Source organism: Mesorhizobium sp. LjNodule214 (assembly GCF_964252735.1).
Taxonomy (GTDB): Bacteria; Pseudomonadota; Alphaproteobacteria; order Rhizobiales; family Rhizobiaceae; genus Mesorhizobium.
The window spans coordinates 420480-433147 of sequence record NZ_CAXUPE020000003.1; the positions used below are offsets into that span (position 1 = coordinate 420480).

General features: G+C 63.2%; 11 protein-coding genes and 1 pseudogene. 5 read left to right on the forward strand and 7 right to left on the reverse strand.

Annotated features, from left to right (window positions below):
• Positions 1-36: 36 nt before the first annotated feature.
• On the forward strand, positions 37-741 hold the full coding sequence (locus ACSQ3Z_RS27340; protein WP_436174394.1) for a glutathione S-transferase family protein: 705 nt from the start codon (positions 37-39) through the stop codon (positions 739-741).
• 113 nt (positions 742-854) lie between these two features.
• Here ACSQ3Z_RS27340 and ACSQ3Z_RS27345 read toward each other — a convergent pair whose 3' ends face one another.
• Positions 855-2078 carry a TadE/TadG family type IV pilus assembly protein gene (locus tag ACSQ3Z_RS27345; protein ID WP_436174395.1) on the reverse strand — a complete coding sequence of 408 codons (1224 nt, stop codon included), beginning with the start codon at positions 2076-2078 and terminating at the stop codon, positions 855-857.
• Positions 2079-2364: 286 nt separating this feature from the next.
• Between ACSQ3Z_RS27345 and ACSQ3Z_RS27350 the strand changes: the two genes are divergently transcribed.
• On the forward strand, positions 2365-3189 hold the full coding sequence (locus tag ACSQ3Z_RS27350) for a DUF2189 domain-containing protein (RefSeq protein ID WP_436174396.1): 825 nt from the start codon (positions 2365-2367) through the stop codon (positions 3187-3189).
• Between the two features lie 157 nt (positions 3190-3346).
• On the opposite strand, the gene ACSQ3Z_RS27355 is transcribed toward ACSQ3Z_RS27350, so the two are convergent.
• From ACSQ3Z_RS27355 to ACSQ3Z_RS27365, 3 genes are all read right to left on the reverse strand, one after another.
• Positions 3347-3979, reverse strand: coding sequence for a LysE family translocator (locus ACSQ3Z_RS27355; RefSeq protein ID WP_436174397.1), 633 nt, complete (start codon positions 3977-3979; stop codon positions 3347-3349).
• 118 nt (positions 3980-4097) lie between these two features.
• Complete coding sequence (locus ACSQ3Z_RS27360) at positions 4098-6059, reverse strand: pilus assembly protein TadG-related protein (RefSeq protein WP_436174398.1); 1962 nt, start codon at positions 6057-6059, stop codon at positions 4098-4100.
• A 48-nt stretch (positions 6060-6107) separates the two neighbouring features.
• Positions 6108-8030, reverse strand: coding sequence for a pilus assembly protein TadG-related protein (locus ACSQ3Z_RS27365; protein ID WP_436174399.1), 1923 nt, complete (start codon positions 8028-8030; stop codon positions 6108-6110).
• 293 nt (positions 8031-8323) lie between these two features.
• Between ACSQ3Z_RS27365 and ACSQ3Z_RS27370 the strand changes: the two genes are divergently transcribed.
• Complete coding sequence (locus ACSQ3Z_RS27370; protein ID WP_436174400.1) at positions 8324-9184, forward strand: TIGR01459 family HAD-type hydrolase; 861 nt, start codon at positions 8324-8326, stop codon at positions 9182-9184.
• Positions 9185-9219: 35 nt separating this feature from the next.
• Entirely contained in the window at positions 9220-10203 is a 984-nt protein-coding gene (locus ACSQ3Z_RS27375; protein WP_436174401.1) for a bifunctional riboflavin kinase/FAD synthetase, read from the forward strand.
• A gap of 1 nt (position 10204) precedes the next feature.
• Here ACSQ3Z_RS27375 and ACSQ3Z_RS27380 read toward each other — a convergent pair.
• Positions 10205-10291 (reverse strand): annotated as a pseudogene (locus ACSQ3Z_RS27380) (HdeD family acid-resistance protein); the annotation flags it as partial.
• 268 nt (positions 10292-10559) lie between these two features.
• Here ACSQ3Z_RS27380 and ACSQ3Z_RS27385 point away from each other — a divergent pair.
• Complete coding sequence (locus ACSQ3Z_RS27385; RefSeq protein WP_436174402.1) at positions 10560-10994, forward strand: FKBP-type peptidyl-prolyl cis-trans isomerase; 435 nt, start codon at positions 10560-10562, stop codon at positions 10992-10994.
• A 46-nt stretch (positions 10995-11040) separates the two neighbouring features.
• Here ACSQ3Z_RS27385 and ACSQ3Z_RS27390 read toward each other — a convergent pair whose 3' ends face one another.
• The gene (locus ACSQ3Z_RS27390) at positions 11041-11595 is read right to left on the reverse strand and encodes a flavodoxin (protein ID WP_436175162.1); all 555 of its coding nucleotides are present in this window, start codon (positions 11593-11595) and stop codon (positions 11041-11043) included.
• 53 nt (positions 11596-11648) lie between these two features.
• Positions 11649-12638, reverse strand: coding sequence for an aldo/keto reductase (locus ACSQ3Z_RS27395; protein WP_436174403.1), 990 nt, complete (start codon positions 12636-12638; stop codon positions 11649-11651).
• Between the last annotated feature and the right edge of the window lie 30 nt (positions 12639-12668).

Below are 12668 nucleotides of genomic sequence, written 5' to 3' on the forward strand. Positions count from 1 at the left end.
CGCGGCGTGATCCCCTAAACATGGAAGAGACAACAAATGGAACCTATCCTCCTTTACGGCTTCCCGGCGGGAAGCTCGATGGGGCTCGTCGCTGCCTTCGAGCGCGTCGGGCAACCCTACCGCCTGTGTCGCGTCGACATGCTGGCCGAGATGAAGAACGATGCCTACGCCAGCATCAACAGCCGTCAGGAAACGCCGGTGCTGATCACTGACGAAGGCAAAGTGGTCACCGAGACCATGGCGATTGCCGCATGGCTCGAAGCCCGCGATCGTGAACGTCGCATCAGCTTCGAGCCGCCCACGCCGGCAGCCGACCGGATGCATCAGCTCATGGCTTTCGTGAACACCGGGTTCACCGCCGCCTTCAGCCCGCTCTGGGTGGCGTTGGAAATGGCGTCGCCCGATCCGGTGCTGCAGGCGACCTTGCGCGACTTCGGCCGCAAGGCGGTGACCGAGCGCCACGACCGGCTCGAGGCCATGATCACCGATACTGACTTCCTGGTCGGCGACCGGTTGACGCTGGCCGACACCACGCTGATCGGCGTGGCGCGCTGGGCCGAGTACCACCAGGCGATCGACGGCGCCGCCTATCCAAAGCTCGCCGCCTTGCGCCGCCGCATCGAGGCCGATCCGGCCGTGCGATACGCTCAGGCCGTCGAGGATGGCGAAAAGCCCGTCGGCTCGGGTGCCTGCCTGGGGCACGTCCCCCTGGCCGAGGTGATCGAACGCTTCGCGGCCTAGAACTGTTAGCTGGGCGGCGCCAGCGCCAGGCGCCGCCCGATGGCGACAACCGCCAACAAATCGGCATCCGGGCAGCGATGAAAATCGCTACCCGCGCGGCGTGAAATACTCGCTCATTTTACGAGCTTGATGAGGCGGCCTGCATACATCTCGCGATCTCCAAGCAGGGCCGCACAGTCCGTTCTGACGGAGGAGTTTCCCGTCATCTGCACAGTCTTGCCGACGAGCCTCAGACAGTCGCCCTGGCCGCTCATATCAGAGTTGCCGGCATAGGAAATGGGCGCGTCGGGCGCGTAGACGAAACCGCTGATCACTGAATTTGCGCCGCCATTCAGCGTCAAGGCGGAGGTGTTCCCGTGGTCCTGGAAAATGGTGATACCGGCATAGGGACCGCTGGTGGGCGGGGAGAGGTTCACCGTCTCATTGGCATTCAGGTAGATCTCCGCGCCCTCCATCAGGAACAGGGTCACGCCCTGGCCGGTCAGGCTGCCGTTCCCCCCCGGCTTTATGGTGGTGCCGCGCAGGATGTAGATGCCCGGATCCAGCGTGATGTTTCCCGACAATGTCTTGTCGCAATAGGTGCCGGGCGACAGCGTGTAGGTTTTGCCGTTCGGGACGGGCAGACACAATGTGTAGGGGGGAGGGACGACTTCGGCCAGAGGATCGATGGATGCATATTGATCTTCGAGTGGCGTTCCGCAGGTGAGACTGGCGTTGGGCAGCGAAAGCCCGGAAGTGCTGCCGACGGTCGAGACGCAGCCCGCAGAAACAAGCGCGGAACCGCCTCTGTTGACGGAATCGGACGCATCCGAGTTTGACGCGATCACGCAGCTGCTCATCGAGACATTGGTCGAGCCCTGCAGGTTCACGGCGGCGGATGCATGCGGATCAAGCGCCAGCACGCACGCCTGCGCTCCGGGCTCTATCTTGACCGAGGCCGAGCGGTGCGCCTGCCAGGAGGCCGAGCCGCTGATGAAGCCAGGTCGGCTGATGTTGGACGAAAGCGAGATGTAATAGGCGCCCGAGCCTCCGCTGGCGGTTGCCGAAAAGGCTGAGACGCTGCCTGAATACTTTTCCTGGTCGACGTCGCGCAGGTTGGCCGCGAAGAATGTCAGCCCAAGCTCCTGAACTTCGCCAGCCGTCATGTCGGGAGAATACTTCGTGCCGACGGCCAGCCCAGCCGCGTCCAGCGAATTCTGCAATTGCGCGGCGTCGTCGCTCGTGCCCACCAGATCGATGGCGCTGGCCACGCCAATCATTACCGGCAGCATCGCTATGGCGGTCGCTATGGCAAAGTTGCCGCGCTCCGATAACCAGAAGGCTTTGAACGTGAACATTGCCCCATGCCAAAGTTTGTCAGGCTTACGTGGTACGCGAGGGGAATCTACGGGCCATTTAAGAAAACACTAAAAGGCCGAATGCTAAAATGCCGCTCAATGTTGACCAAAAAAAAGGCCTGCCAGCACGGTCACATGAGCCAAGGAATGTACATGACGACAGCCGCTCCAAGCCATTGACGCGGCGACAATCGCCACCAGATTTGTTACCGTGATTTCGTTCTTGAAGTGGCAGCTGCGGGCGGCCATCCAGGCGGTGGCCGCCCCGACACACGGGAGGAAGGTTATGGCCGGCTTTCATGTCATGGCGGACGCACGTGGAATGCACGTACAGCCAACGGTGCGCCGCATCACCAATGCCGATCTTCTGGATGCGCTGCGGCTCGGCGTCGACGATTTCTGGGCCAAGCCTTCGCACTACGTGTTCCTGTGCCTGATCTATCCGATCGTCGGTCTGATCCTGACGCAATGGTCGTCCGGTTCCAACGCCATCCAGCTCGTCTATCCCCTGATGTCGGGCTTCGCCCTGGTCGGGCCGTTTGCCGCCATCGGCCTCTATGAGATCAGCCGCCGGCGTGAGCTCGGCATGAACACCTCCTGGCGGCATGCGCTCGACGTGCGCCGCTCGCCGGCGCTGCCCGCGATCACGGTGATCGGCTTCATGCTGCTGGCGCTGTTCCTGCTGTGGCTATACACCGCGCAGGCGATCTACACCGGCCTGTTCGGCGACCAGCCGCCGGCCTCGATCGGCGCCTTCATCCGCGAGGTTCTCACGACCAGCAAGGGCTGGACGCTGATCCTGCTCGGCAATGCGGCCGGCTTCGTCTTTGCCGTGATCGTGCTGGCAACCACCGTGATCGCCATTCCGCTGCTGCTCGATCGCGATGTCGGCGCCGTCTCGGCCATCGAGACCTCGGCGCGCGCGGTGATGGCCAACCCGCTGCAGATGGCGCTGTGGGGCCTGATCGTCGCCGTGCTTCTGGTCGTCGGCTCGATCCCGCTGTTTGCCGGGCTCGCCGTCGTCATGCCGATCCTCGGCCATGCGACCTGGCATCTCTACCGCAGGGTGGTCGAGCCGCAGCAGATCAGGCCCGTCCGCCGGCCGATGTAGCGGGCGCTCAGCTGTAGTGTGTGTTGAGATCCAGGTCAGGCCGAGCCGAGAATGGTGGCTTCCGAGAACCGGAGCGGAGCGTACTTAAAGCACGTGAGCACCGGAAGCGCAGGAAACCGCCGCTCGCAGGCTGGCATCACCTGGATATCAACGCACCCTAGCGCTGGGCGTCGGTCGCCATCCTCAACGCCAGTGCCGTCAGTACGGTGCCCATCATCCAGCGCTGGATGACCAGCCATAGCGGCCGTCCGGCGAGGAAGGTGGCGATCGACCCTGCCGTCACTGCGATGATGGCGTTGACGGTAAGGCTGATCGAAATCTGCGTCACGCCGAGCACCAGAAGCTGCGACAGCACATGACCCTTGCCGGGATTGATGAACTGCGGCAGCAGCGACAGGTAAAGTACCGCCACTTTCGGGTTGAGCAGATTGGTCATCAGGCCCATGGCGAACAGCTTGCGCGGCCTGTCCTTGGGCAATTCGCGGACCTGGAACGGCGAGCGTCCGCCGGGCCTCACAGCCTGCCAGGCAAGCCACAGCAGATAGAGCGCGCCGGCAAGACGCAGCGCGTCATAGGCGAAGGGCACCGCAAGCAACAATGCGGTGATGCCGAAGGCGGCGGACAGCACATAAAACAGGAAACCGAGCGCCACGCCGCCGAGCGAGATCAGCCCGGCCTTCGGACCTTGCGAGAGCGAGCGCGAGATCAGGTAGATCATATTCGGCCCAGGCGTCAGCACCATGCCGAGGCAGACCAGCGCAAAGGCGAGATGATTGGCGGCGTCGGGCATCAAGGGCGTCTCCGGGTGGTGGCGGCAACACTCACCATGTGCATTCAACAATCGCAAGGGCATGATGAGAGGGAGCGGTTGCGCCAGCGCTGACATTGGCGAAAGGATCGAAGCTGCCTCAGCTCACCACGCGCAGGTTCGACAGCTCGTTGGCGATTTCCTTGAAATTGTCCGACAGCGTGGCGCCGGTCGCATTCCAGAACAACTTGGCCGGCTTGCTGGCGTCCGTCGGGTCCTTGCGGAAGCGCGAGTCGGACGAGCAGGTCTTCAGCGCTTCCATCGCCTTGACGTCGCCGGCGTCCGTCGACGACATGTCGAGCGCGACAGTCATCACCATGATGTTGGCCGCCTTGGCGTTGTTGCACAGCGTCGCCATCTGCTCGTTGAGCGCTTTGGTGTAGTTGCTCGAAGTGTAGTTGAACTGGCCAACGTCGCTCGACGTGCCGCCGAACAGCCGGGTCACCGCCGTGCCGTAATAGGCGAGGCCGGTATAGCCATAGGCGGCATAGGTCGATTTGTTGCCGGCCGGGTCGCTGTTTACCGTCGAATAGGTGTTCTCGCCGTCGGTCAGCACGATGACGACCTTGTCGTTGCCGCGCTCCGTCTCCAGCCGCCCTTCGGTGAAGGGTTCGGTGCTCGACACGGTGCGCCAGCCCCAGGCCATGCCTTCCGGCACGTTGGTGTTGCCGTTGGGTGCCATCAGGTCGATCGCCGCCTTGATCGCGGTCAGCCCTTCCGGCCTGGTGACATCGGTCAGCGGCGTGATCGGCGTCGTGGTGCAGCTGTAATTGGGGCCGGCGCCCTTCGACAGCACCGGCGCATCGATCGGCCGCGGCTGGAAATACTTGGCCATGTTGGACTGCCGCGTCTTGCCGGTCGCGCTTGCCGGGTCGTCGTTCCACCAACTGTTTGCCGCGCCATAGGTAACAGGCTTCGCCTCATCGGGATCCTGCGTCAGGTACCAATGGTTACCCGGCTCGTCCGGAGCGAACATCGGCACGAACATGGTGGCCGGGTCGCCGACGCTGGTGCCGGTGTTATTAGGGCCGCCGGAGGCCGGCTCGTCGTTGACATTGTAAGGGTAGGGCCTGTCCTCGACGCAGCCCTGCCAGCTGGCGAACGGGCCGTAGGTGTCGTTGTAATCGTATTCATCGTGGCTGCGCTTGCAGGTGTGGTTGGACCGGTACTCGTCGCAGACGACGCGCTTGCTGCCGACGATGCGCTCGTGGCTGGTCACCACCTTCATGTCGCGATAGAGCGAGAACCGGGTCAGCATCTGACCTTCTTCCTCGCCCCAGCCGGCGCCTTTCTTGTACCAGATACCGCCGATCTTCTCGGCATATTTGTCGGCGGCATTGAGCGTCGACCAGTCGAAATTCTCGTTGTGGACCGGCGACAGACCATAGGCGTCGATCCAGGACGCGTTGTCGTTGTCCGGCCCGACATTGACCGAGGCGGCGAAGGGCACGAGGCTGAACTGGACCGGCTTGTCGATCTGCTTGATCGCCGCCGCCTGCAGGGCCAGCGTATCGACAAGCTGCTTGGCGGCCTGCTTGAGCAGGTCGATGCGCTTTTGCCCCGAACCGGTGCCGGCCGTGCTCATCGAGCCGGAATTGTCGAGCACCATGGCGACTTCCAGCGTGTTCTTCAGCCGGACTTCCGAGCAGACGGAATAGTCGACATCGGTGGAGGCCTTGCCGATCAGCATCGCCGCCGCCGGCAGGAAATGGGGTTTGTACACCAGCGCCGCGCAGAGCTTCACCAGGCCGCCGCCGGTCGTGCTGCTGGGCAGCGTCACATCGAGCGTCGTGTTGGCCGGATCGACACTGCCGAGATTGGCCTTGAAGAAGTCCAGCGCATAGGCTCTCAACTGGTCGTCGGTGGCGCCTTCGGCCAGGCGGCGGGCGGTGGCGAAGTTGGCGGCGTCGAGCGCGTTCACCACCCTCTGCTTCTCGTTGGTCATTCGCGCGAAGTCGACGGCTAATGTCACGCCGCCCATCAGCGGCACCATGGCGAGCACGGTCATGAGGGCATAGTTGCCGCGCCGGTCGCGGCAGAAGTCACGCCAGAGTTCACACATCTTATGTAAGGGGCTCGCTTGCGGATTCTTCATTTGACGGCCGGTCGATCAACTGACGATGCGCATGTTTGACAGTTCGTTGCCGATTTCCTTGAAATCGTCCGACAGCGTTGCGCCGGTCGAATTCCAGAACAGCTTGGCGGCCTTGCTCGGGTCGGTCGGGTCCGTGCGGAAGCGCGAGTCCGACGAGCAGGTCTTCAAGGCCGTCATCTGTGCCGCCTCGGTCGTATTGGCCGCGTCCAGGTCAAGCGCGATCGTCATGACGATCACCCCGGCCGCTTTTGCATTGTTGCATAGCGTGGCGAAATGCTCGTTCATCGCCTTGGTGTAGTTGGCGTTCGAGTAGTCGTCCTTGGCGACCTTGTCGCTGGTGCCCAGGAACGGGCGGCCATAGGTGTAGGGGCTGTTAAACGGCTTGGTCTGATTGGGGTAGGCAAGATATCCCAAGGCCGAGTAGATCGACTTGGCGCCGGCAAGGTCGTTGCCGCCATACTTGTAGTTGGTGCCCGAGTAAGTCTGCGCTACCACTGATGTCGGCGTGTAGTAGGTGTTGGCGCCATCCGTCAGCACGATCAGGATCTTGTCGTTGCCTCTTTCGGTCTCGGGCCTGCCCCCAGTGAACGGCGCTGCGTTGGAAAGCGTTCTCCAGCCCCAGGCCATGCCTTCCGGCACGTTGGTGGCGCCGACGTCAACCATGTCGTCGATGGCCTTCTTGACGGCCGTTGCGCCGTCCGGGTCCGACACGTCGGTCAGCGGCGTGATCGCGGTTGTGCTGCAGCCTGCGTTCGGCCCCGCATTCGAGCCGTAGGCTGGGGTCACCTTGGTGCCGTAGTTAAAGTATTTCGGCATGAATTTCTGGCGTACCGCGTCGGTGCCGCTGGAGACATCAAGATGCCAGTTGTTGTTGGCCGGGCGCGCTGGATTGTTGGTGTCGGTTCTGTCGGTCTCGTCGGGCGCGAACATCGGCACGAACATGGTTGCCGGTGTCGAGGTCGAAGCAGCCGTATCCTGGATGTTGTAGGGATAGGGGCGGGATTCCACGCAGCCACCCCAGCTCGCGATAGGCGCATAGGTTATGTTGGACGTGCAGGTGCCGTTCGAGGCCGTGCATGCCGAAATGCGCTTCATCCATTTGTAGAGCGAAAAGCGCGTCAGCGGCTGATCTTTCTGCGTCGCGTCCCAGGCCGTGCCTCTGGCGTAATAGATGCTGCCAACCTTCTGGGCATATTGGGTCGAGCTGACAGCCTGGGTAAACGTCGACCAATCGAGGTTCTCCTGGTCGAGGGGCGAGACGCCTGTCGTGTCCATCCACGTCGCGCCAGCGTTTGCCGAGCCGACATTGACCGAAGCGGCGAAAGGCACCAGGCTGAACTGGACCGGTTTGGTGACCTGCTTCATCGCCTGGGCCTGGGCGGCAAGCTGGTCGACCAACTGCTTGGCGGCGCTCTTGAGAAGGTCGAACCTGACGGTGCTCGAACCGTTGCCGAGTTCCGCCATCGAGCCGGAATTGTCGAGCACAAGCGCGACTTCCAGTGAGTTCCTGAGGCGGATCTCCGATCTGGCGCTGAAGTCGATTTCGCTGGCGCCGGCGGTCTTGCCGAGCAAACTGGCCGCAGCCGGCAGGAAGTATGGCTGATATTTCAGCGCAGCCTGGAGCACCAGCGTGCCGCCACCGGTATTGTTCTTGGGCAGCGTGACGGTCAGCGTCGTATTGGCAGGCTTGACGTGGTTCAGATTGGCTTCGAAGAAGTCCTTGGCGTAGGCCTTGGCTGCGTCATCGGTCGCGCCGGAGACAATCTGCTGGGCCGTGGCTAGGCCGGCCGCGTCGAGCCCGTTCAGCGTTTCCTGGCGCTGCCGCACCAGTTCCGAATAATCGATGGCGAGCGCCACGCCGCCCATCAGCGGCACCATGGTGATAACGGTCATCAAGGCATAATTGCCGCGCCTGTCGCGCAAAAATCTGCGGATCATTGTCTTTAGCCCCCACTAATGTACGACCATAGTCGCAGTCGATCTACGACCATGGTCACAGACCGTTAAATTTCACGTTGCTCGAAAGCATCAAGGTCGCACCGCCTTTTTGACTGCGCGTTAACCCTGTGGTGCCGGATCAGCCTTCGAGGGGGTGATGCCGCGCCCTTGACCGCTAGCCCGCCGCCGATGGCAAAAGCTGGTGACAGGACGGAGCGCTTCCGCTAATGCGGGACCGGCTGCAGCGGACCGTCAGCGGCAGCTTTCGCAACGAACACGATTTGGGAAACGGCATGGCGGATTCGCCCGACATCATCGGCTCGCTCGCGGATTTGACGGCGGCCTATGCGGCCATCCTCTGCGACGTCTGGGGCGTGGTGCACAATGGCGAATGGCATTTCCCCGCGGCGGCCGCGGCGCTGGCCACGGCGCGCGCGGCGAAGCTGCCCGTCGTCCTGATCACCAATTCGCCGCGCCGCAGCGCCGACGTGGTGGCGCAGATGAACGCGATAGGTGTCCCGCAGACCGCCTATGACCGCGTCGTAACCTCGGGCGATGTCACCCGCGACCTGATCGCCGAGGGTCCCAGAAAGATCTTCCATATCGGCGCCGACCGCGATTTCACCCTCTATGACGGCCTCGACGTCGATCTTGTCGAGGAGTTCGAGGCCTCCGGCGTGGTCTGCACCGGCCTGTTCGACGACGAGGTGGAGAAGCCTGAGGACTACGCCGAGTTGCTGCGGCGGCTGCGGGCCAGGAACCTGCCCTTCATCTGCGCCAATCCCGACATCATGGTCGAGCGCGGCGAGCGCATGATCTGGTGTGCGGGTGCGCTGGCCCGCGACTATGCCCAGCTCGGCGGACGCACGCTGATCGCCGGCAAACCCTACGCGCCGGTCTATGAGGTCGCGATGCGCGAGGTCGCCCTGCTGCTCGGCCATCCGGTCGAACGCTCAAAGGTGCTGGCCATCGGCGACGGCATGATGACCGACATAAAGGGCGCGGCCGACAACGGCTTCGACGTGCTCTATGTCTCGGGCGGCATCCATGCGCGCGACTATGGCGATGCGCTGCAGCCCGATCCCGCCAGGCTCGCGGACTTCCTGGAGAAGCATGGCTATCGGCCGGTCGCGGTCATTCCGAGACTGCAATAGGGGAGTAGGATCGCCCCGATGACGGAAGCCTCAGAATGACCGAAGCCTTCGAACGCATTACCGCAACATCGCCGCTGCCGGCCCATTTGCGTGGCGGCGTGGTGGCGATCGGCAATTTCGACGGCGTCCATCGCGGCCACCAGGCGGTGCTCGACCGCGCGCTTGCCGAAGCGCGGCGTCGCGGCGCGCCGCCTCTGGTGCTGAGCTTCGAGCCGCATCCGCGAAAGGTGTTCAGGCCCGATATCCCGCTGTTCGTGCTGACGCCGCCGCCGATGAAGGCGCGTCTCCTGTCGCATCTGGGCTTCGCCGCACTGGTCGAACAGCCCTTTACGCGCGAGTTTGCTTCACTGTCGGCAGAAGCCTTCGTGACCGGTATCCTGGAAGAAAACCTCGGCATAACCCATGCCGTCACCGGCTTCGACTTCCACTTCGGCAAGGATCGCCAGGGCGGCCCCGCCTTCCTAATGGCCGCAGGCGAGCGCCATGGGTTCGGCGTTACCCTGGTCGATGCCTTTCGCGATGAAGGCGCCGAGGTGGTGTCGTCGAGCCGCATCCGCGCGCTCCTGTGCGAGGGCGAGGTGGCCGAGGCCGCCGGCCTGCTCGGCTATCGCTTCACCGTCGAGAGTGAAGTGATCGGCGGCCAGCGGCTTGGCCGGACGCTGGGCTTCCCAACCGCCAATATGAGGCTTTCGCCGGAAGCCACTCTGAAGGAAGGCATTTATGCCGTCCGCTTCCGCCGCGCCGACGGCACGCTGCATGATGGCGTCGCCAGCTTCGGGCGCCGGCCGACTATCGACGACAACGGCGCGCCGCTGCTGGAGACTTTCGTCTTCGATTTCTCCGGCGATCTGTATGGCGAGACCTGCGAGGTGTCGTTCTTCGGTTTCCTGCGCACCGAGGTGAAGTTCGACGGGCTCGACGCGCTGGTCGCGCAGATGAAGCGCGACGAGGCCGAGGCGAGGGCGCTGCTGGCCGGCGTCCGTCCACTTTCGGAGCTGGATAGCGCGATCGCTTTCTGACCTATCTCTTCAGCACCAGGCCAATGGCGATGAAAGTCCAGCCCTGGAAGATCAGATCGATCGCCAGGAACATGCCGAGCACCCACAGCCGGCGCGATGCCGGCGGACACGGCCCGGCCGGCGTACCCCCCCGTACCGCTCAAGCTCCATATCTACAGCTACCTTAACCGGGTGCAGTCCAGCCGCTGGAACGCGAGGCTGGGCGGGTCATGCCCACATAGCTCAATCTGTGGGTTTACATCGGCAGCCAAGGCCCTAGTTTTAGGGTTTCGCACCGTGCACCTTAGTGCGTGGATGATCGAAAACGGGACCGTGAACTCTGGCCGGTCCCTCAAAAACTCCCAAAGGATGACGCTATGACACAGGCCAAGAATGGCGACACCGTGCGCATCAATTATACTGGACGTCTGGCTGACGGCACTCAATTCGATTCTTCCGGCGGCGAACCGCTGCAATTCACGCTGGGTGAAGGGCAGGTGATCCCCGGCCTTGAAACACATGTCGAGGGCATGGAGGTCGGTGCGAAAAGCACCGTCACCGTTCCCGCCGAAGCCGCCTATGGCCCCCACCGCCCCGAAGCGGTCATGACCATCGACCGCGCTCGCGTGCCGGATAACATCAACGTCGATATCGGTACTCGATTGCAGGTCAGAACCCGCGAGGGGCGCCCCGTGCCGGTAACGGTCGTCGGCGTGAACGACGCCAGCGTCAAGCTCGACGGCAATCATCCGTTGGCTGGAAAGGATCTGGTGTTCGACGTTGAACTGGTCGAGATCGTCCAGGCGGCGTAGGAATTGACTCCAAAGGGACCGTCGTAGTCCCGTGACGAATAACCGACTATTTGACCTTCAGCGTGTCCAACCACTGGGTGACCCGTTCGATGGTCTGGCGCTCTTGTGGCGCCTGCATCGAAAACCCTTCCATCAGGCGCGCCTGAGGGGCGTGGCTGGCCAGAACGGCCTGGCTGTTGCCGAGTCCGAAGCCGCCATGCGTGATAAACGGAATGATGGCCTTGTCCGCAAGGTCGTGGAGCGTGAGGAAAGTGCGGATTACGGGCGGCGCGGTTTCACCCCAGATGGGGAATCCCAGAAACACCGTCGCATAAGGGGCGGTGCTCGGAAGCTGGGCTTTGAGTGGCGGTCGGTCGCCGCGATCGCGCTCCTGCCGCGCCTGCTCGACGGTTTCGAAGTAGTCGGCCGGGTAAGGTGTCGCCGGCACGATCTCGAAGAGATCGGCCGGCAGCGCCCGGCTGACCTGCCCGGCGATGACGCGAGTGTTGCCGCTCCGCGAAAAGAACGCCACCAGCGACTTGCCGTCCGAGCGGGGTGCGGCACCGGCCGGCGTGACCGAGTCCGCGCCGCTGGCCATGATCGGTAACAGCAGGGATGACATGAGGATCTTGCGCCTGGTCGGCTTTTGAGCATCGGTCACGGTGCGGATCCCAATCAGAGCCCGGTCATCTTGAGTGCGGCTTCGGGCAGGCGTTCGCCCTGGACTTTGATCTTCGCCAAGGCGTCGGCGAGTTCCTGCAGATCTTGCACGGCCAGCGTCACGGCGACCGCGCCAAGGTTCTCCTCAAGACGGTCACGCTTGGTGGTGCCCGGAATCGGCACGACCCAGGGCTTCTGGGCGAGCAGCCAAGCGAGCGCGACCTGGGCGGGCGTCACGCCTTTGCGTTCGGCCACGCTCTTCACGACATCGACCAGGGCCATGTTGGCCTTGCGCGCCTCCGGCGAGAAGCGAGGCACATTGTTGCGGAAGTCGGTCGGGTCGAACTTGGTGTTCTCGTCGATCTTGCCGGTCAGGAACCCCGCGCCCAATGGGCTGAACGGCACGAAGCCGATGCCAAGCTCATCACAGACCGGCAATACGTCCGCTTCGACGCCCCGGTAGAATAGCGAGTACTCGTTCTGCACCGCCGTGACCTGCTGGACGGCGTGTGCGCGGCGGATGGTCTGGACGCCCGCTTCAGAAAGCCCCCAATGGTTGACCTTGCCTTCGGCGATCAGGTCCTTGATGGCGCCGGCGACGTCTTCGATCGGAACGTTCGGATCGACCCTGTGCTGGTAGAACAGGTCGATGCGATCGGTTTTCAGGCGCTTGAGGCTTGCGTCCGCGACACGCTTGATATGCTCGGGCCGGCTGTTGGTACCGCCGCTGCGGGCACCGGTCTCAAGATCGATATCAAACCCGAATTTCGTGGCAATGACGACCTGATCGCGGATCGGCGCGAGCGCCTCGCCGAGTAGCTCCTCGTTGGCGAAAGGTCCATAGGCCTCGGCGGTGTCGAAGAGCGTCACGCCCCGCTCGTGCGCGAGGCGGACGAGCCCGACCATCTCCGCCTTGTTGGCTGGCGGTCCGTAAGCGGAGGTCATGCTCATGCAACCCAGGCCAAGGGCAGAGACGCGAAGGTTGCCAAGCTTTCTGATTTTCATAACGAACTCCTATGCGATCGTTGTGGGACG

Coding starts and splice junctions, on each gene's coding strand:
- ACSQ3Z_RS27345 (WP_436174395.1), bottom strand. CDS start 2,078: ATGTTCACGTTCAAAGCCTTCTGGTTATCGGAGCGCGGCAACTTTGCC.
- ACSQ3Z_RS27350 (WP_436174396.1), top strand. CDS start 2,365: ATGGCCGGCTTTCATGTCATGGCGGACGCACGTGGAATGCACGTACAG.
- ACSQ3Z_RS27355 (WP_436174397.1), bottom strand. CDS start 3,979: ATGCCCGACGCCGCCAATCATCTCGCCTTTGCGCTGGTCTGCCTCGGC.
- ACSQ3Z_RS27365 (WP_436174399.1), bottom strand. CDS start 8,030: ATGATCCGCAGATTTTTGCGCGACAGGCGCGGCAATTATGCCTTGATG.
- ACSQ3Z_RS27395 (WP_436174403.1), bottom strand. CDS start 12,638: ATGAAAATCAGAAAGCTTGGCAACCTTCGCGTCTCTGCCCTTGGCCTG.
- ACSQ3Z_RS27370 (WP_436174400.1), top strand. CDS start 8,324: ATGGCGGATTCGCCCGACATCATCGGCTCGCTCGCGGATTTGACGGCG.
- ACSQ3Z_RS27340 (WP_436174394.1), top strand. CDS start 37: ATGGAACCTATCCTCCTTTACGGCTTCCCGGCGGGAAGCTCGATGGGG.
- ACSQ3Z_RS27390 (WP_436175162.1), bottom strand. CDS start 11,595: ATGTCATCCCTGCTGTTACCGATCATGGCCAGCGGCGCGGACTCGGTC.
- ACSQ3Z_RS27375 (WP_436174401.1), top strand. CDS start 9,220: ATGACCGAAGCCTTCGAACGCATTACCGCAACATCGCCGCTGCCGGCC.
- ACSQ3Z_RS27360 (WP_436174398.1), bottom strand. CDS start 6,059: ATGTGTGAACTCTGGCGTGACTTCTGCCGCGACCGGCGCGGCAACTAT.
- ACSQ3Z_RS27385 (WP_436174402.1), top strand. CDS start 10,560: ATGACACAGGCCAAGAATGGCGACACCGTGCGCATCAATTATACTGGA.